This window comes from Streptomyces flavusporus, from assembly GCF_046267975.1.
GTDB lineage: Bacteria > Actinomycetota > Actinomycetes > Streptomycetales > Streptomycetaceae > Streptomyces > Streptomyces flavusporus.
On sequence record NZ_CP176503.1, the window covers coordinates 9,823,532 to 9,842,083 of the forward strand.

Genomic DNA, 18,552 nt, shown 5'->3' on the forward strand with positions numbered 1-18,552 from the left:
GCCGCGGCACTAGCCGGGCCATGAGTAGGGAAAGCGAACCGCCCGTGACGAGCACCGCCTCAGCCACCCCTGCCGGTATATCCCCCCGGCCCGAGGCCCAGCGCCGCGTCCTCGCCGTCCTGGTCAGCAGCCAGATTCTGAGCGGGGCGGGGCTCGCGGCCGGCATCACCGTCGGAGCCCTGCTCGCGCAGGACATGCTCGGCTCCACCGACCTCGCGGGCCTGCCCAGCGCCCTGTTCACCGCCGGCTCGGCCCTCGCCGCCGTCGCGGTGGGCCGCATCTCCCAGGCCCGGGGCCGCCGACCGGGCCTGGCCGCGGGATACCTGACCGGCGCCGTCGGCAGCGCGGGCGTCATCGCCGCCGCCGTCGCCGACAACCCCGTGCTGCTCTTCGTCGCCCTGTTCGTCTACGGCGCCGGCACCGCCACCAACCTCCAGGCCCGCTACGCCGGAGCGGACCTCGCCGCCCCCGCCCACCGCGCCCGCGCCGTCTCCACCGTCCTGGTCGCCACCACCCTCGGCGGCGTCGTCGGCCCCAACCTCGCCGCACCTACCGGCACCCTCGCCGACACCCTCGGCATCCCCATCCTGGCCGGGCCGTTCCTGCTCTCCGGCACCGCCTACGCGCTGGCCGCCCTCGTCCTCGCCGTATGGCTGCGCCCCGACCCCCTGCTGCTCGCCCGCAGCCTCGACCTCCAGCGGCGGACGACGGGTGACGTCGCCGAGCCGGCCCCCGCACACAGGCGGGGTCCCGGGCTGATGACGGGCGCGCTGACGATGATCCTCACCCAGCTCGTCATGGTCGCGATCATGACGATGACCCCCGTGCACATGCACGACCACGGCCATGGCACCGCCGCGTCCGGCCTCGTCATCGCCATCCACGTCGGCGCCATGTACCTGCCCTCACCGCTGACCGGCTGGCTCGTCGACAGGTACGGCCGTACCGCGATCGCCGCCGCCTCCGGCCTCACCCTCCTCGCCGCCGGAATCACCGCCGCCGCGGCGCCCGCGGACTCCGTCGCCCTGCTCGCCCTGGCGCTCGCCCTGCTGGGGCTGGGCTGGAACCTCGGCCTCGTCTCCGGCACCGCGATGATCACCGACGCCGTGCCGCTGGCCACCCGCGCCAAGACACAGGGCATGGTCGACGTCTCCATCGCCATCGCCGGCGCCACCGGCGGCCTCGCTTCCGGCCTCGTCGTCTCCGCCGCCGGCTACGCCGTCCTCGCCCTCACCGGCGGCGTCCTCGCCCTCGCCGTCCTGCCCGCCATTGCCGCCACCGCGAGCAGCCGGTGAGCCGGCCCACCCCGCCCGCCGAAGCCGACCTCACCGTCGACGGCACCGGCCTGCTCTGCGTCACCCTCCTGCTGCGCCTGCGCCGGGCCATCGACGGGGCGGCACCGGGCACCGTCGTCCACGTCATCGCCACCGACCCCGCCGCACCGCTCGACCTGCCCGCCTGGTGCCACCTGACCGGACACCAATACCTCGGGCCCGTCACTGGTACGGGCCAGTCGATGTATGGGCTGCGGCTCGCCGCCGACGCGCACCCCACCTGTCCTGATGCGCCATGGCAGCGGACTGCACGATGAGATCTGGCGCTTCTCTCCGGAAGAACGTGTCTGGTCTTTGACACTCACTTCCGTCGCCGCGTCCCGTCGCCGGCCCGATCGGTGGCGGGACGCGGACGACGTGGAGCGGCGAACGACACACCGACACCAGCGAAGTGGTTGTCCTGTGGTCGATGACCGCGCTCATGAGCCGACGCCTCGCCCGCCGCCCGCCCGCTGCCCAGCACCAGGGACCTGCTCCGATGCGGGCAGCGTGAACCTGCCCGGCTTCTCCTCCACCAGCCGGCCCCGCTCCACCAGCCGCTTCAGACGGGCCCTGGCGCCTTCGACGCGGGACGCGGACGCACTGTCCCAGCCCACACCACCGCCGCCTGCCGGACACCGACACCCTCGGCCCCGCCTCCAGGGCGGCGGCCATGACCACCTGACAGTCCGCCGCCAGGACCTCCACCCCGACCGCGTCCTCCCGGTGAGGCACCGACCTGCGCGGCCCGACCGGCCGCACCGGCTTCTCCCGCGACGGCCCTTCAGGCACCACCACAGCCGAGGCATCCGTTTCGGCCAGCGCCTCCAAGTACTGCTCCAGACCGATCACCCGGAGCCTGAGAACCTCTCCCGCCTCGGCCAGGGCCGTCCGCAGACGCTCCAGCTCGGCTCCGAGTTCCTCCCCCCGCACCGCGGCGGCCTTCTGCCACGCCTCCAAAACCGCCCGCATCGACGGCATCCGCCACCCCCGACGTGATCTCGGACCAGCAACAGCCCCAGACTCCCGCAGCGGCCACGACACCACACCTGACCAGCAGAAACCACACAACAGGTGCGGAAAGAGAACGACCTCTGAAACACCCGCATGAGCACCGGCACTGTGACGGCACTGCTGACCGGACCAGCCCGTAGCCAACCGGGACATGGCGCCATGTCACACGTCAGCCGACGTATCGGGCAGACCGCGTTCATGCATGCCCCTGCCTCCCGGGGCACGCGACGGTCCACCGGCAGTCACTCACAGCCGACGGCCCCAGCTCTATGCCGGTTCAAAAGGCGGTTTCTCACGCGTTCAATGGTGATCCGTTCGCCTCACTCCTGTGTGGGCAGCCATGTGCCATGCAGCCCGAGAGGGACACGTACCGGGATACGCACGCGTGCCACCGGCCCGGCCGCCGGGTCCTCGGCCGGGAGCACCAGAAGCCAGCTGCTGTCGTCGGTCCTGTCGGTCGCGAAGGTCATCCAGTAGCCCTGATCGTCGCCCGTGGCCCCCGGAGAGGGAGCGAACGCCGGCTCGCCGACCGAGAGGTCGCCGGCCCACCACATCTGGGACACCGCGGCCTGGTCCTGGGTGTCGTACCAGCGGATGGCGTCGTACTCCCCGGACAGCAGATCCGCGGTTCGGCCGCTGTCCGCGGCCACCGCGATCCGTCGGTGCCGACGGCCGATCAACCTGTCGTCGACGCGAGGAAACTCGATACGCGAGGAGTCCAGCTCCGTACGGCGCATGCTGCCGGCCGCGGGGTCGATGACCGCCCTGGTCAGACCGCCCCGATTGGGCTCCTGCTCGCTGGCCGGGCCCAGCGACAGGCGGGACCACTGCACGTATTCGAGGACGACATCGCCATCGGGCCCGGTGTCGTAGGCATTGACTGTGTGCCACAGCCAGAATGCTTCGTCGGACGCCCACCGAACCGGTCCGCCGTCGCGCGGAATCAGTGCCACTCGCGTGCCGCGCTCCGGCCGCCATTCGATCAGCGATCCCCCGCTCATCGCGGCGGCGATGTCAAAGAAGACCGGAGCCAGGACGAGAACGAGGAAGCGGCCGGTGAGAGCCATGTCGTGGATCATCACCGGCTCGTCCACCCCGTCCACCGGAGTGGGGCCCCTGCTCACGGCGCCAGTTGGGGCGATGAGTGACCAGGTCAGATACGGCGGCTCAATGGCGTAGCAGAAGACGGCCATCTCCCCGGTCAGCGGGTCGATCTTCGGGTGGGCGGTAATCCCGGACGGCAGCATTCCGTCGAACGTCTCTCTGCCGACAGTGTCGAGTTCGGGCGTCATCCTGAACGGACAGGCGGACTCGGCCAGCGCCAGGAGGCGTCCGGCGTGCCGGACGACGTTGATGTCGGGCAGGTCTTTGAAGGTGTGGGCGAGTTCGGGGCCGACCTCCTCCGGGCCGGGCGTGATCATGGATTCGAGACCACCCCACAGGGCACGCTGCGCCTTCTCCTCGGCTCGCAGAGCAGGCGTACGCACAAACCGGTTTCGGTACCGTGCGGTGCCGCCGGACATCCACACGCCGTGCAGCATGCCGTCACCGTCTATCGGAAACAGGTACGAGCCGATGGGCGTGAAACGGGGATTGGGACCGTTGCGCAGATAGACCCCGTCCAGTTCGGCCGGTAGTTCGCCCTGGATTTCCAGATCGACTTCGTCGACTTCCTCTGTCACCGGAGTGAAGCGTCCGGAGATGTGGGCGACCCGGGTCGGGTCGAAGGATCGCGCTGCGTGCGTAGTCATGAGAACCTCCGAGGCGGCCCCATGGCACTAAAGGCGCCCCGGTGCCGCCTCTTCCAGTGAACCGTCGCAACCGCGCCGGTGCCAAACGGGCAACGGCCCACGCCGACCGAGGCGCTGCGCGCTGCGCGGCGGAGGGGGGCCAGGGCAGGCGGACTTGTTTCACACTGACACGGTCGTTGTCTCGGCCGCAGCGTTTGACCATGCCTGCGACGGGATCAGCCCAGGCGGCGGTCGGGGTGAACGACGAAGGAACGCCCGCGGCCCTGCGACAGCCGGGAAGCCCTGGCAGACAGAGTCCTGGGTGCGCAGCACATCGTTTTGCGGAGCGTGGTGATGCCGCGACCTCGACGCGGGTCATCGCACGCCAGACAGGGGTTGAATCCTTTCCACGTCAATTGATCATGACGGGCATTGGCGCCCGGTCGGAACGACGCATCGCCACCAAGGTCACCGATCACGGAAATGTGAAACAGGCACTGAACTCAGGTCGGAGGGCGATACAGCCACAGTCTGAGCAGCCGGCTGAGCCACGGCATGATCAGATATGTCAGGGACGGCAGGAGTACCGCCGGGAAGAGCGCGGCGCGCAGCGGCAGTGGCCAGCTTGCGGTTGCCGGCACGACCAGCCATTGCAGCAGGAGTACGAGGGGGTAGGCGGCCAGGAGGGTGGTGAGGGCCATTTTCCAGCGGGGCGGGGATTGCACCGTCGTGCCCGGCAGGCTGAACCAGGTCTCCATGCCGGTCGTGGACTGCCGCTCGCTGCTGATCTCGGTCGCGATGCCGGCGATCCGCCGGTGCCATGCTGCTCGCTCGCGGGAGGCCAGCCACGCCGACAGCCGCTCCGAGTCACTGAAACGCGCGATGGCGTGGAACAGGTGCCCTCTCTCGGGCCGTACCCAGACGACACCCTCGCTGCCCGGGAACCTCGAGGCGACCCGTGTGACGCCATGCGTCCATTCCTCGAACTGCGCCTCCCGGCCAGGCCTTACCTGCCAGGTGAAGACGGCGGTGACGGCTTGGTTTCGCTGTGTGATGGGCGTTCTGGTCGTGCTCACGAAGGACTGAGTGCCACGGTGGCCACGGCCCATGCTCGAGGTGCGGCGCCGGAGTCTTCAGCGCGCTGATCTTCGTGATCGCCGTCGGCGCTGACGTGCGCCGCCTGGCGGCTGCGGCCCGCGCCGGCCCCACAGCCGCCCGTGCCCGGGCACGCACACGCGCCCGTGCCCGGGCACGCACACGCGCCCGTGCCCGGGCACGCACACGCGCCCGGAACGCGGAAACCGACTGTCGTACCGAAAACCCATCGCTGGTTCAGCGCCCTGTTCGTGGCCCACACGCTGGAAGGCATCGGTTACTTCATCGCCGGCACCTTCCTGGTCGCGTCCATCGAGCAGACCTCGCCCGGCTGGATCGGCAGCGGTGCGTGGGTGCTGGTGGGACTGGCGGCCATCCCCGGCGACGTCGGGGAGATCGCCGCCCGCACCGGCTACCACTACCGCTTCGGCACGGTGATCTACCGGGGTGCTCCGCTCCCGTGCAAGTCTCCGAAGGGCGGGGCGTCGTCGGCAGCGCCGTGCTGACCAAGGAGGCCATGCACGCCCATCAGGACGTGCCGTACTCCGTGTTCAGCGGGGTCGAGGAGCGACGGTGGCTGTGCGTCACCACCGCGCGTGGCGTGGACGGCTGCACCGGCCGCCTCTCGACGGACGGCGAGGCGCCCGGAACCAGCGACTCCGTGCAGTGTGACGAGCTGCGCCAGGTCCTTGCCCCGCGCGGCGGCCCGACGATCTTCGCGGGAGACGTCAACCGGCGTCCCTTGTGCGCGCCGGAGGGGCACTGGACGCTGACCGACGCGGCCGCCGCCCAGGCGCCCGGCATCCAGCACGTGTACGGCACCTTGCGGGGACCGCGCCTGGAGATCGAAGCGGCCACCTGCGCGGATCACGACGCTCTGGTGGTTCGCGCAGGACTCAAGGACTGACCCGGCAGGCGGTGTCGGGTCGGAGGGACCGGAGGGAGGTGGCGCGACGGTGATGCGCCCCCGTTCCCTCACTCCTCCGGCCGGACGCCGACGCAGAACGTCGGCATGCCGTGCCCGAACCAGTCGCTGCTCACGCGCGCTCCCGCAGCACCAGCACCGCCCCGGCCGCCAGTACCGACAGCCCCGCCCCGGCGAGGATCGCGACGTTCGTTCCGTCCCCCAGGCCGCCGCTCGACGAGGTGACCACCGCGATCGTGAGCGCCACCCCGGCGGAGGAGCCGATGTACCGAAGAGTTTGCTGGGCACCTGAGCCCATGGCCGCCCTGGCGGCCGGAACCGACTCCACCGCCAGCAGGGGCAGCGCGGCGTTGAGCAAGCCGCTGCCGACGCCGCTGATGATCAGGCCGGGAAGCAGGCGCTGCCAGGAGTCGGCATTGATGGCGCCGAGCATCGTCAGGACACCGGCCGCGTGCAGGAGGAACCCCAGGGCAAGCTGGTGACGCGTCGGCACGCGGCCCGCCAGCCGCTTGGCCTGGAGAGCCACGCCGAAGGACAGGCCCGACCAGAGCAGGAACAGCCACGCCGTCTCGATCGGGGACAGGGCGAGTGTCTGCTGGAGGATGAAGGGCAGGAAGCTGAAGAGGCCGATCACCGCGAGGCCCGTGAACAGGCCGCCGACCGACGAGGCCAGGAAGCCGGGGCGGCGCAGCAGACCCAGCTCGATCATCGGGTTCTTCGTGCGGCGTTCCACGAGCACGAACAGGCCCACCAGCAGGACGGCCGCCAGGAACAGCAGGCCCACCGGGGCGCGGAGCCAGCCGTCACGGCCCAGGGTCAGCGCGGCGACCAGGGCGACCAGAGCCAGACCGAAGGCCAGCGCGCCCAGGACGTCAGGACGTCCGTCCCTCGGGGAGCGGGACTCCGACAACGTACGCGCCGACAGGGCCGCCACGATCAGCACCGCCGCGCCCAGGACGCCGTACGCCACCCGCCAGCTCGGTATCGCGCCCACCACCAGAGGGCCGACCGCGATGCCGCCGCTGACGAAGGCGCCCCAGACGCCCGTCGCGTGCAGTCGGCCGCGTGGACTCGGGAAGGCGTGCACCAGAAGGCCCAGGCTGCTCGCCAGAATCGCCGCGCTGGCCGCACCTTGCGCGATGCGGGCCAACGTGAACAGCCAGGTCGCGGAGGCCAGCGCGCCCAGTGCTGTGGTGACGCCGAGGGTGAGCGTGCCGACGAGGAAGATCCGGCGGCGCCCGTAGTCGTCGGCGAGGCTGCCTGCGACCAAGAGGAGGGCGGCCAGACCCAGCGGTGTGCCATTGATCAGCCAGGCCTGTGCGGAGAGCGGGGTGTGCAGGGCCGCGGCGGTGTCGCGGAGCGTGACGAGCGGGGCCGTGTACGTCATCAGCGTCACGGCTGTTGCGGCGCTGGTCAGGGTCAGGGTGGCGCGAGGCCTTGGGGCTGCTTCGGCGTGCGTCTTCACGTCGGTTGTCGCTGGTTTGGCTGGTGTGCCCGGGCGGGACATGGGGTCTGGCCTCCGGAAGCTCGCGGTGAAGATTCGGTCATTGAACCTAGCTGGCTCGTCACCGTAGCGTCAGAGGTTCCGTCATCGATCCCGCTGCCCCTTGTGAATTCAATCACCGAACTCACTTGGTACGGTGGATGACATGGCCCTGGGTAAGGACTACGCGACGCAAGAGTGCTCCATCGCGCATGCGCTGGAGATCGTCGGCGAGCGATGGACGCTGCTCGTCGTCCGTGACGCGCTGTTCGGCGTCCGTCGCTACAACGACTTCCTCGTTCACCTCGGCATCCCGCGCGCCGTGCTCTCCACCCGTCTGCAAAAACTCACGGAGCAAGGTCTCCTCGAAAAGCGGCAGTACCAGCAGTCGCCCCCGCGCGACGAGTACGTGATCACGGAGCGCGGCATCGCGCTGTGGCCCACCCTGCGCGCGCTCGGCCTGTGGGGCCGCGAGCACGTCACAGAGACCCCGCTGCGCTACTTCCGGCACGCCGACTGCGGCACCGAGCTGGGCCCGTACGGAGAGTGCCCCACCTGCGCCATCGTCGTGCCCGTCGAAGACGTCCTCATGGAGCCGGGGCCTGGGCTGGACCCCGACCCGGCAGATTCGGTCAGCCGGGCACTGCTCAAGCCGAAAAGGCTGCTGGAACCCATCTCCGTCTGAGGAGATCCGGTACGGCCGACAGCAGGGCGAGCAGGCCTGCCGGGGAGCGGCCCCGGCCAGCCTGTTCTGCATGTTCGGCGTCGTCCGAGACTCAGGGGAAGGGCACGTCGGGCCACCGTGTGGCAGCCGGGTTCGGCGGGATGGCCACGTGTCCGTCAACAACTGGTAAGTTCCAGATCGGATTCCCCTTCGCGGGACGCACTGTGGTGCTGCGGCTCGACGACCATCTCATGCATGCGATTGCGGACAACGTGCTGGTGGGAACCTGGCCCAGTCCGGTGTCGGCAAGGTGCACGTCGGCGGCCGCTTCGTGATCAACGGGCAGTTCGTCAAGCTCGGTCCCCGCCACGCGGGAAAGATCGTCACCGTCGTGATCGAGGACACCCACCACCGGAATCCTGTACGGCGGGGACGAACTCGCGGTCAGGCCGCGCAAGAACACCGATCCGATCACGCGTCTGCTGGTCAGAGGCATGGGCGGCCAACCAACCGACGGTCAGGACTTTCGGCTCTGTCGGAGATCTTGTGACGGCATGGCTTCCTCCTGGACCAGGTTCTAGGGTCGCCACTCTGCGCGGTAATCGGGGTGCTCGGCGTATGACTGCGCGAGCACGCGGAGGGCATAGCAAAGACCAAGCAAGCGGGTGTCGGACGGGTCCATCGCCTCATACTCCCGAGCCAGCATGTCGACCAGGTCGAGCATCGGCAGATGACTGTCAAGGATTGCGTCACCCCCGAAGCGGTAGGCCACCTCGGCATAGGCATGGTTGTCCGCCTCATAACGGGCGTGAAGAAACCTCAGAAATTCGTCCACGAGAGGATTCTCGGCGATCTCCAGCGGTGTTGGCGGAGGTTCTTGCCCGCCTCAAGTCCGGAGGAGGATGCGTCTGCGGAGGAGGTCGAGGTTGGCGCGACCGAAGCCCATGCGTTTGAGGAGCTTGGCTCTGGTCACGTGGCCCTCGACCTGGCCTGAGCTCCATGGCGTGGACAGGCCGGCGGTAACGGCGTCCAGGTCCCTCTTCATGCCGTTGACCAGGGAGTGCAGGGCGGGCAGGTCGTCGGCGAGGACACGGTCCATCCACGCGGGCAGTTCCTCGCCGCGCAGATCGCGCATCATGTCGGCGAAGTCGCGGACGTGGCGTGCGGTGGCGTCGAGGTGCGGGCAGGCGGCCCGGATTTCCTTGAGCTCGGCAGCGTCGGTCTCGGCGAGGTGTCCGGGGTTGGTCATGATCCAGCGGACGACGCGCCGAGGTTTCGGGGCGGGCCGCAGCTCGGGAGCAGGCGCCGGCGGGTTCTTCGGCCTGGGGCTGTGCGGCTTCTTGAAGGGCCGGAAGTAGGCCCGGCAGGTCGCGGACGCGGTCGCGGAGGGTCACTGGAGCAGGATCATCTTGCGGAGTAGTTCGAATCCGGCTCGCCCGTAGAGCTGCCTCTTGATCTTCTTGCTGCGGTTCACGGCGCGGTGCCACCAGAACTCATTGCAGCGTCCGCGCCCACCAGCACGCCGCGGGGCGCGCAAAGGAGGGATCTCCAGAAGGAGCCGCCCGGCGGCGTCGCCGTCGAACCCGCTGACCCTGGACTGCGCAGGGCGACGGTGTAGCCGTTGCGCGCGAATTTGCGGCCCATCACCGCCAGGCAGAACACGCCAAGTATGGCTGAACTGCTCATCTGGTGGTCTCCCACTCAATCGCAAGGTCGGGTTCCTGGGCGTTGGAGTGACCATGTCGGCGTGTCGTCATACCGTGCGCACGGCACGACATGTCCGGGTGTGCGGGTTCAACACCCGTCGAGCCGCCACAGGTAGACGAGCGTCTGGTCCTGGGAGACCGTGTACCAGGTGCCGTGGCCCGCCCCGCGAGCGCTCCCGTGGACGGGGAAGGGGTAGGCGATCCGGCCGCGCAGCGTCATGGTGGCTGGGTCGACGAGCCAGTGGCGGGGGTCGCCGGTGTCGTACTCGGTGCCCACGACGGCGGCGTCGTCGTGGGGGAAGGCCGCCTCGTAGTCCCAGCGCGCGTGGTCGTCGCCCGGGGGCGGCGGCACCGCGTCCGCGGCGGCGAGTCGCCGCAGCTCCTCGCCGTCCTCCGCCTGGCAGAGGTAGAGGCACCACTGCCCCGGATCCGTGGCCAGGAAGTGCCGGCCGGACGGGCTCACGGCGAGGAGTACCTGCTCGTCGAGTCGCCGGACGGAGAGCGTCCGGCCGTCCCAGTGCCCCCACAGGGCGGGTGAGTCCTCGTCACCCTCGCCGACGGTCAGGCCCATGTACGCGGGGTCTGGGTGGGGGGTGGGGAACGAAGACCCCGCCGTCCCCGTCCCGGCCCGGCCCAGGACCGTGCCGTCGGCGGGGTCCAGGACCAGCCACTCCTCCAGATCGTCCCCCGAGTCGCTGCGGACGTGCGCCCAGAGGAGCTTGCCGTCGGGGGAGAAAGCAGCCGAACCAGTGTCGGCGTAGCGGTGGTAGTGGTCGTCGGCGTATTCGACGAAGGAGGTGTGGGCCTCTTCGCACACGGCGGAGGACCAGCAGCCATGCCGGAGCTCCCACAGCACGGCACCCGCACGGTCCACTGCCCGCAACGCGTGCACGCCGGCGAACACGGCCACGTCCCCCGCCGGGGAGACCGTCGCCGAGCCGAATCGACGTGGCCACGGCGCGGGGAAGCGGACCTCCGGCCCGTTCCGGTCCAGGTCGCGGACGGACACCTCGGTGTCGCCGCGCTGCACCAGCAGCCGGTGGCCGGGCCCCCACAGCACGTGCGGGGCGTCCGCCGACGCGGGGTTCAGCAGTGTGGGGATGGTGGCGAGGAGACGGGCGGAGACAGGCACGGAACTGGACCCCCACGGACGGCATGGACGATGTGTGTGGGATGGTTCCACAGTTCGTAACGAGGCGTCGCCGGAGGGGAGTCCACCAGGTGGCCGAGGAGAACGGCTCGGGGCGGTACACCCCTCACTGGGTGCGCCCCGGCCATTGGGCTGAGGACGACACGCTCGACCTGCCCGCGGCGGACGCGCCCGAGGTGGCCGACTGGCCCGCGCCGGTACGGGAGGCGTTGGAGGTGGCCCGCGGGTACGGGCTGCCGCACGGGGACACGATGTGTCTGCCGGTGCCCGGATCGGCGCCCTTCTCGCGCGTGGCAGGCCACTTCTGGAGTCTCGGACTGACCGATACATGGCCCGCTCCCGAGTACGTACTCGACGAGACGGGCCGTGTGTGGGTGCTCGCGGAAGGCGTCGACCCCGCCAAGCGGTTCGTCAACTCCTCCATGATCGCCTTCCTCGACGCGCTCGCCGCCTGGGAGTACCGCTGCGAACACGTCGACGACTTCGACGACTTGGAGCCGCCGGACAACTACGAAGGCGACGACGACCCCGCCGGGGAGGCCCGGGTCGCCTTCGGGATGAAGATCCGGGACCGCCTGCGGGAGCTCGACCCGCCCGCGTTCGAGATGGACACCTGGTGGGACCGGGTCTACGAGGAGGTGGGATACGACGCGATCTGACAGGCAGTCGCCATGAGCGAGATCGACATTTTCGAATTGCTTCGCAAGATGATCCTGCTCCAGTGACCCTCCGCGACCGCTCCCCAAGATCTGTGCCAGAGCCACTACTGCTCGACAAAGCCAGAGTGGCGATCCTAGAACCTGGTCCAGGAGGAAGCCATGCCGTCACAAGATCTCCGACAGAGCCGGACTTTCCTGACGGCAAACCGTCAGGAAAGTCCTGAGGCCCCGCAACGACATGACTCAACGGCGATGCATTATCAGCTACTTCGGCCGGCCGTGCATACAACTTCTGTTATGTGGCGCAGACTCCTGAAAGGCTGCTGGAGACGGCCACAGAGTGATGCGTGAGCTGACGAGCAGCACCTTCTGTGCTCTTCCGAGGACGTCCCGGGAGAGGGAGAGGGGGTGCTTGATGTCGAAGCTCGATGAGTCGCCAGGCCGGCCATCAGGCAGGACCCTGCGGCCCGGACGCCGGTCCGGCTTGCATCGCGTTCACAGCCCCGCAGGCGGCGCAGCGGATCCGGGACGAGCGGCGCGAGGCGGCCTGCCCAGCTCCTGCTCCGCCGGCGCCTGGGCGCACTGGACGCTGCACGCCAGGCGGCCGTGGCGCGTGCGGCCGCAGGCGGGGTGGCGGTGGACGCTGCGTAACGGTGATCGCTGAGCGGCCAGACAACTTGATGGGCATCAGCTGCAACACACCCTGACGGCGGGGCCGGGGGGAGTGATCCGGGGCGGGTGTATTCGGGAGGCGCAAAAGGGCTGGAACGCGATCAACCCACCCCGCGGCGCAGGATACTGGTGCCTTCCGACGACGTGGCGACCAGGGGAGCGGATTGGTGAACTCTGCCGGAGAAACGGGTGGTTGGGGCGTGGGCGGCGGCCGTGGTGAGCGGCATGCGGTCGTCGTGGGCGGGAGCCTCGCGGGGTTCCTCGCGGCGCACGTCCTCGCCGGGCACGCCGATCGGGTGACCGTCGTTGAACGCGACCGCTTCCCGGAGGGAACGAAGCCGCGGCCCGGAGTACCACAGGGCCGGCATCCGCATGTCCTGCTGGAGGGCGGGCAGTCGGCCCTGGAGTCGCTGCTGCCGGGCTTCCTGGCGGAGCTGCGGGCGGCGGGGGCGCCGCGCGTGGGCATGCCGTCGGACATGGTGCTGTGGCAGAACGGCCGCTGGTTCCGCCGCGTGCCGGCGACGACGCACATCTACACCGGTTCCCGCGCGCAGCTCGAGGAGCTGGTGCGGCGGTGGGTCCTCGCCAACCCGGTGATCAGCGCGGTGGAGGGGACCGATGTCGTGGGACTCCTCGGTGACGCCTCGCGCGTGCGGGGCGTGCTGCTGCGGGACCGCTCCGGCGACGCCCGCGGGGAGCAGCGGGCACTCGAGGCCGACTTGGTCGTCGACGCGTCCGGCAGCGGCACCAAGGCCCCGCAGTGGCTCACGGCCATGGGGGCCGAGGCCCCGCACGAGGAGACCATCGACACCGGGCTCGCATACGCCTCACGCGTCTACCGCGGCAGGAGCGGCGTCCTCGACGGCGACACCACCGGCTACTACGTCTACCCCAGCCCCGACCAGGTCCACGCCGGCGGTGCGCTGCCGCTGGAGGACGGCACCCATCTGGTCATCGTCTCGGGACTGCGCGGCGACGAACCGCCCACGGACGACGACGAGTTCGTGACGTACACCAAGAGGCTGCCGCATCCGCTCCTGCACCGGTGGCTGGACGAGGCCGAACCGTTTTCGTCGGCGTTCGGCTACCGGCGGACCGCGAACGTCCGCCGCCGCTACGACCTGCCCGGGCGCCGCCCGGCCGGATTCCTCGCCACCGGCGACGCCCTGTGCACCTTCAACCCGATCTACGGGCAGGGCATGGCCGTTGCCGCGATGAGTGCGGTCGCTCTGCGCGATGCATTGGCCGACCTGCGCCGGACGCCCACGACGCAGCGTGTGCAGCGGGCGCTCCTCACAGCGTCCCGGCAGGCGTGGGACATCTCCGCCGGGGCGGACCGCAAGATGCCGGGCGCGGTCGGCAACGCAGTCGCCGGCGGGGCCGCGGACCGCGTTGCCGACTGGTACCTGCAGCGGGTCCAGGACTGCTCCCCAGGCGACCCTGTCGTGGGGCGCGCCTTCCGCTCTGTGCTGACTCTCTCCGCGCCCGTCACCGCCCTGTTCGCCCCGCCCGTGGCCCGGGCCGTCCTCTTCCGCCCGCCCGCGCCGAGCCCTGTCGAGCCGCCGGCGACACCGGAGGAACCGGAGGCCTGAGCAAGGCCGGCAGCCCGGACTCGCCTCGCTGACGGCGTTGATGCCCCTATGGACGTCAAGCGGCACCTCGGGCCGGTCCCGTGCGATCTTCCCAATCACGCAGGCCCGTTACATCAGAGTGATCCTCAAGAAGGCATCCAGCTCCTGGTGGTCGATCGACCGAACCCGCCTTCTTGCCCCACATGGCCAGGTGTCGGATGCGGGCGCAGGGCCCCGCGAGCTGCCGCAGGCCGAGGCCGGGGTCGGCAGCAGGGTGCTCAACGGCACGGCGGGTGCTCCGGGTGGTCACCCACCAAACTTTGTCCTGTGTGTGGAAAAAGACGCATCAGATTCGTGCGTAAGTTCTTCCCGGTCTGGAAAATCGCTGCTACGTTCCTCCTCGAAAGCCTGACGACTCAGCCGACAAAGACAGGCGTTTGGGTCCCCAGCCGCAGGCGAGGAGAGGGGAGGGTTCGTGAGACGGATGACTGCTCGACCTGAGAACGCGCATCAGGCGCGGCTGCTTCGTCTACTGCGTGACAACGGGTCCAACTCCCGTGCCCAGCTGGGTGATCTGATGGACCTGTCCCGTTCGAAGCTGGCTGTCGAGGTGGACCGGCTGCTGGAGACGGGGCTGGTTGTCGCGGACGGCCTCGCCCCTTCGCGGGGCGGCCGGCGTTCGCACAACATCCGGCTCGCACCGACGCTGCGTTTCCTCGGTGTCGACATCGGTGCCACGTCGATTGATGTCGCCGTAACGAATGCGGAGTTGGAGGTCCTGGGGCATCTGAATCATCCGATGGATGTCCGGGAGGGGCCGGTGGCGGTCTTCGAGCAGGTGCTGTCGATGGCTGCCAAGCTGAGGGCTTCCGGTGTCGCGGAAGGCTTCGACGGCACCGGGATCGGGGTGCCGGGACCGGTCCGCTTTCCGGAGGGAGTGCCGGTCGCGCCTCCGATCATGCCGGGCTGGGACGGCTTCCCGGTGCGGGAGGCGCTCGGTCAGGAACTGGGCTGTCCGGTCATGGTCGACAACGACGTGAACCTGATGGCGGTGGGGGAGCAGCACGCGGGCGTGGCGCGTTCCGCGGGTGACTTCTTGTGCATCAAGATCGGGACCGGCATCGGCTGCGGGATCGTGGTCGGCGGCGAGGTCTACCGGGGGACGACGGGCAGCGCCGGCGACATCGGTCATATCCAGGTGGAACCGGGAGGCCGTGCGTGTGCGTGTGGCAACCGGGGTTGTCTGGAGGCGCATTTCAGCGGTGCCGCGTTGGCCCGTGACGCGGAGGAGGCCGCGCGCGCGGGCCGGTCGATGGAGTTTGCTGCCCGGCTGGAGGCGGCCGGGCATCTGACGGCCGCGGATGTGTCGGCCGCTGCGGCGGCGGGGGACGCGGTGGCTTTGGAGCTGATCCGGGAGGGCGGGACGCGTCTGGGAAAGGTCATCGCCGGTCTTGTCAGTTTCTTCAACCCGGGGCTGGTCGTGATCGGCGGTGGTGTGACCGGGCTCGGGCACACGCTACTGGCCAGTGTTCGGACCCAGGTGTACCGGCAGTCGTTGCCGCTGGCCACGGGCAACCTGCCAATCGTGCTGGGGGAGTTGGGACCGGCCGCCGGAGCCATCGGCGCGGCCCGGCTCATCAGCGACCACGTCTTCTCACCGGCCTGACCGCTGCCGGGCCCGCCGGACACGGACCACCACCGACCACGGCATCACCGCAACACCATCGTGCCACGGCAACCCCATGGCGCCATCGCAACACCCATAGAGCCGCCACACCACCCAAACCACCGCCGTACCACGGCACCACGCCTCGGTGACCGGCTCCCGCCACCACACTGCTCGCCGGGCCGTCAGGCCTGCCCTGCTCAGCCCGTACGCCGCCCTGCCTTGCCCAACCCCTACGCCCCGGCGCACACGATGCCAGGGGCGCCCCAGAGCCGCCCATGTACCCGAACCGCCCTGTCCAGCCCTGCCCGCTCACGGCCAGCACCCGCCCGAGGGGATTCCCATGGCACCACAACCACCCCTGCTCACCATGTCCGGTATCACCAAGTCGTTCCCGGGCGTCCGCGCCCTGGACGGTGTGGACCTTGAAGTCCAGGCCGGCGAAGTCCACTGCCTCCTCGGCCAGAACGGCGCCGGCAAGTCAACTTTGATCAAAGTGCTCGCCGGAGCTCACCAGCCCGACGGCGGTGAGATCACCTGGCGGGGCGAGCCTGTGACCTTGGGGTCGCCGATCGCCGCCATGCGCCTGGGTGTCGCCACCATCTATCAGGAACTCGATCTGATCGAGGGGCTGTCCGTCGCGGAGAACGTCTTCCTCGGGCACGAACCCACGTCCGCCGGGTTCGTCGTACGCGGCTCCGCCGCCCGTACGGCGACCGCGGAGTTGCTGAAACGTCTCGGGCACTCGGAGATCGATCCCTCGCGGCTCGTCGGCGACCTGTCCGCGGCGCAGCAGCAGATCGTCTCGATGGCCCGCGCGCTGTCCCATGAGGTTCGGCTGATCGTGATGGACGAGCCGTCTGCGGCGCTCGACCCCGACGAGGTCGGCAACCTCTTCAGGATCGTGGGCGATCTGACGGCCGACGGGGTCGCCGTCGTCTACATCTCCCACCGTCTTGAGGAGATCCGCCGCATCGGCGACCGGGTCACCGTCCTGAAGGACGGACGGGCCGTCGCCGGCGGTCTGCCTGCCAAGACGACTCCGACCCATGAGGTCGTGGCTTTGATGACGGGCCGGAACGTCGAGTACGTCTTCCCCGAGCGCCCCCGGGCGGGGTTCGCCGCGGGGCGGGAACCGGTGCTGACGGTCGAAGGGCTGACCCGGCGCGGCGAGTTCGCGCCCGTCGATCTGGAGCTGCGGCCCGGTGAGATCGTCGGTCTGGCCGGGCTCGTCGGTTCCGGACGCAGCGAGATCCTGGAGACGATCTACGGGGCTCGCAGGGCCGACGGCGGCCGTGTCCTCGTCGACGGCACCCCGTTGCGCCCCGGCAGCGTCCGCGCCGCCGTCCGCGCCGGCATCGGCCTCGCGCCCGAGGAACGCAAGGCGCAGGGCCTGCTGATGCTGGAGTCCGTCAGCAGCAACGTCTCGGTCGCCACCCTGTCCCGGTTCTCCCGCGCGGGCTGGCTCGACCGGCGTGCCGAGCGCGCCGCGGCGCACCAGGCGGTTCGGGAGCTGTCCTTGCGGCCCGACAATCCCGATGCCGCGATCCGGACGCTGTCCGGCGGCAACCAGCAGAAGGCGGTGCTCGCACGCTGGCTGTTGCGCGGCTGCAAAGTGCTGCTGCTGGACGAGCCGACCCGGGGTGTCGACATCGGCGCCCGGGCGGAGCTTTACGCAGTGATTCGCCGGCTGGCCGACGAGGGCCTGGCCGTACTTCTCGTGTCCAGTGAGGTGCCCGAAGTCCTGGGCCTCGCCGACCGGGTGCTGGTGCTGCGGGAAGGCAGCGTCGTGCACACGGCGGGCGCCCGGGAGCTCGACGAGCACCGTGTACTTGATCTTGTGATGGAAGGGAGCCCGACGCCATGACGCAGCCGGCCACTGCGGCGCAGAAGGAAGCGCCGACGTCCGCCGCCAAGTCCGCGGGGGACAAGGAGAGTTCGCGCCGACTGCTCGGTCTGCGGTGGGACGTGCGCAGTCTGTCGCTGCTCGGCGTCCTCGCCGTACTCGTCGTGGTCGGTGGGATCACCGCGCCGGACGAGTTCCTGGCGACGAGCAATCTGCAACTCGTCCTCACCCAGGCGTCCGTGATCGGTGTCGTTACCGTCGGCATGACGTTCGTCATCACCAGCGGCGGGATCGACCTGTCGGTCGGCGCGATCGTGGCGCTCGCCTCGGTGTGGGCGACGACCGTGGCCACGCAGGAGTTCGGCTTCGCGGGCATCCTCTTCACCGCCGTGACCGTCGGTGTGGGCTGCGGTCTCGTGAACGGCATGCTGGTCGCCTACGGCAGGATGGTGCCGTTCATCGCGACGCTGGCCATGCTTGCCTCCGCCCGGGGGCTGGCGTTGCAGATCACGGACGGCAGCACCCAGGTCGTGACCGTCGAATCGGTGCTCGATCTCGGCGTCAGGGACGCCTACATCCTCGGCATCCCGCCACTGGTCCTGGTCTTCGCCGCGGTCACCGTCATCGGCTGGCTGGTGCTCAACCGCACCACCTTCGGGCGCCGCACCGTCGCCGTCGGCGGCAATGCGGAAGCCGCGCGCCTCGCCGGCATCGACGTCCGCCGCCAGCGCCTGTACCTGTACCTGTTGTCCGGCCTGTGCTGCGGTATCGCCGCGTTCATGCTGATCGTGCTCGCCGGCTCGGGTCAGAACACCAACGGCAACCTCTACGAGCTGGACGCCATCGCCGCGGCGATCATCGGAGGCACCCTGCTCAGCGGCGGTCGCGGCACCATCGTCGGCTCCGTCCTCGGCGTCCTGATCTTCACCACGATCACCAACATCTTCGCGCTGAACAACCTCGAGACCGCTGTCCAGCAGATCGCGAAGGGCGCCATCATCGTCGCCGCCGTCCTGGTCCAGCGCCGCTCACTGCGCGGCGGCGACGCCTGACGCCGT

17 protein-coding genes and 1 pseudogene are annotated in these 18,552 nt (G+C 69.9%); 10 read left to right on the forward strand and 8 right to left on the reverse strand.

Going from position 1 to position 18,552, the window contains the following annotated elements:
* The first annotated feature begins 44 nt into the window (after nt 1-44).
* Nucleotides 45-1,295, forward strand: a complete 1,251-nt coding sequence (locus ACKTSN_RS46430; protein ID WP_409474561.1) for an MFS transporter — start codon at nt 45-47, stop codon at nt 1,293-1,295.
* Nucleotides 1,292-1,591, forward strand: coding sequence for a sulfurtransferase TusA family protein (locus ACKTSN_RS46435; RefSeq protein WP_409474562.1), 300 nt, complete (start codon nt 1,292-1,294; stop codon nt 1,589-1,591). Before ACKTSN_RS46430 ends, ACKTSN_RS46435 begins: the two co-directional genes overlap by 4 nt.
* A 162-nt stretch (nt 1,592-1,753) precedes the next feature.
* On the opposite strand, the pseudogene ACKTSN_RS46440 reads toward ACKTSN_RS46435, so the two are convergent.
* The 3 genes and pseudogenes from ACKTSN_RS46440 to ACKTSN_RS46450 form a co-directional block, all read right to left on the reverse strand.
* A pseudogene (locus ACKTSN_RS46440) lies at nt 1,754-2,285 on the reverse strand (hypothetical protein).
* Between the two features lie 362 nt (nt 2,286-2,647).
* The gene (locus ACKTSN_RS46445) at nt 2,648-4,078 is read right to left on the reverse strand and encodes a carotenoid oxygenase family protein (protein WP_409474563.1); all 1,431 of its coding nucleotides are present in this window, start codon (nt 4,076-4,078) and stop codon (nt 2,648-2,650) included.
* Nucleotides 4,079-4,560: 482 nt separating this feature from the next.
* A complete protein-coding gene (locus ACKTSN_RS46450; RefSeq protein WP_409474564.1) occupies nt 4,561-5,133 on the reverse strand; it encodes an antibiotic biosynthesis monooxygenase in 573 nt (190 codons plus the stop codon).
* 189 nt (nt 5,134-5,322) lie between these two features.
* Here ACKTSN_RS46450 and ACKTSN_RS46455 point away from each other — a divergent pair, with 189 nt between their 5' ends.
* Nucleotides 5,323-5,658, forward strand: a complete 336-nt coding sequence (locus ACKTSN_RS46455; RefSeq protein ID WP_409474565.1) for a YbfB/YjiJ family MFS transporter — start codon at nt 5,323-5,325, stop codon at nt 5,656-5,658.
* Entirely contained in the window at nt 5,613-6,059 is a 447-nt protein-coding gene (locus ACKTSN_RS46460) for a hypothetical protein (protein ID WP_409474566.1), read from the forward strand. Before ACKTSN_RS46455 ends, ACKTSN_RS46460 begins: the two co-directional genes overlap by 46 nt.
* 130 nt (nt 6,060-6,189) lie before the next feature.
* Here ACKTSN_RS46460 and ACKTSN_RS46465 read toward each other — a convergent pair whose 3' ends face one another.
* Nucleotides 6,190-7,584 carry an MFS transporter gene (locus ACKTSN_RS46465; protein ID WP_409474567.1) on the reverse strand — a complete coding sequence of 465 codons (1,395 nt, stop codon included), beginning with the start codon at nt 7,582-7,584 and terminating at the stop codon, nt 6,190-6,192.
* A gap of 142 nt (nt 7,585-7,726) precedes the next feature.
* On the opposite strand from ACKTSN_RS46465, the gene ACKTSN_RS46470 reads away from it, so the two are divergent.
* Entirely contained in the window at nt 7,727-8,245 is a 519-nt protein-coding gene (locus tag ACKTSN_RS46470; RefSeq protein ID WP_409474568.1) for a winged helix-turn-helix transcriptional regulator, read from the forward strand.
* A 91-nt stretch (nt 8,246-8,336) separates the two neighbouring features.
* Here ACKTSN_RS46470 and ACKTSN_RS46475 read toward each other — a convergent pair whose 3' ends face one another.
* The 4 genes from ACKTSN_RS46475 to ACKTSN_RS46490 form a co-directional block, all read right to left on the reverse strand.
* Entirely contained in the window at nt 8,337-8,720 is a 384-nt protein-coding gene (locus tag ACKTSN_RS46475; protein WP_409474569.1) for a hypothetical protein, read from the reverse strand.
* A gap of 81 nt (nt 8,721-8,801) precedes the next feature.
* Nucleotides 8,802-9,059: a DUF6221 family protein gene (locus ACKTSN_RS46480; RefSeq protein ID WP_409474570.1), complete on the reverse strand. Its 258-nt coding sequence runs from the start codon at nt 9,057-9,059 to the stop codon at nt 8,802-8,804.
* A gap of 51 nt (nt 9,060-9,110) precedes the next feature.
* Entirely contained in the window at nt 9,111-9,473 is a 363-nt protein-coding gene (locus tag ACKTSN_RS46485) for a transposase (protein WP_409474571.1), read from the reverse strand.
* A gap of 545 nt (nt 9,474-10,018) precedes the next feature.
* Nucleotides 10,019-11,062, reverse strand: a complete 1,044-nt coding sequence (locus tag ACKTSN_RS46490; protein ID WP_409474572.1) for a hypothetical protein — start codon at nt 11,060-11,062, stop codon at nt 10,019-10,021.
* Between the two features lie 89 nt (nt 11,063-11,151).
* Here ACKTSN_RS46490 and ACKTSN_RS46495 point away from each other — a divergent pair, with 89 nt between their 5' ends.
* The 5 genes from ACKTSN_RS46495 (at nt 11,152) to ACKTSN_RS46515 (ending at nt 18,546) form a co-directional block, all read left to right on the forward strand.
* Complete coding sequence (locus ACKTSN_RS46495) at nt 11,152-11,739, forward strand: SUKH-4 family immunity protein (protein WP_409474573.1); 588 nt, start codon at nt 11,152-11,154, stop codon at nt 11,737-11,739.
* Nucleotides 11,740-12,647: 908 nt separating this feature from the next.
* The gene (locus ACKTSN_RS46500; protein ID WP_409475103.1) at nt 12,648-14,003 is read left to right on the forward strand and encodes an FAD-dependent oxidoreductase; all 1,356 of its coding nucleotides are present in this window, start codon (nt 12,648-12,650) and stop codon (nt 14,001-14,003) included.
* Between the two features lie 463 nt (nt 14,004-14,466).
* Entirely contained in the window at nt 14,467-15,648 is a 1,182-nt protein-coding gene (locus tag ACKTSN_RS46505; protein ID WP_409474574.1) for an ROK family transcriptional regulator, read from the forward strand.
* 343 nt (nt 15,649-15,991) lie between these two features.
* Nucleotides 15,992-17,515: a sugar ABC transporter ATP-binding protein gene (locus ACKTSN_RS46510; RefSeq protein WP_409474575.1), complete on the forward strand. Its 1,524-nt coding sequence runs from the start codon at nt 15,992-15,994 to the stop codon at nt 17,513-17,515.
* The gene (locus ACKTSN_RS46515; protein WP_409474576.1) at nt 17,512-18,546 is read left to right on the forward strand and encodes an ABC transporter permease; all 1,035 of its coding nucleotides are present in this window, start codon (nt 17,512-17,514) and stop codon (nt 18,544-18,546) included. The genes ACKTSN_RS46510 and ACKTSN_RS46515 overlap by 4 nt, the downstream gene beginning before the upstream one ends.
* Nucleotides 18,547-18,552 lie beyond the last annotated feature (6 nt).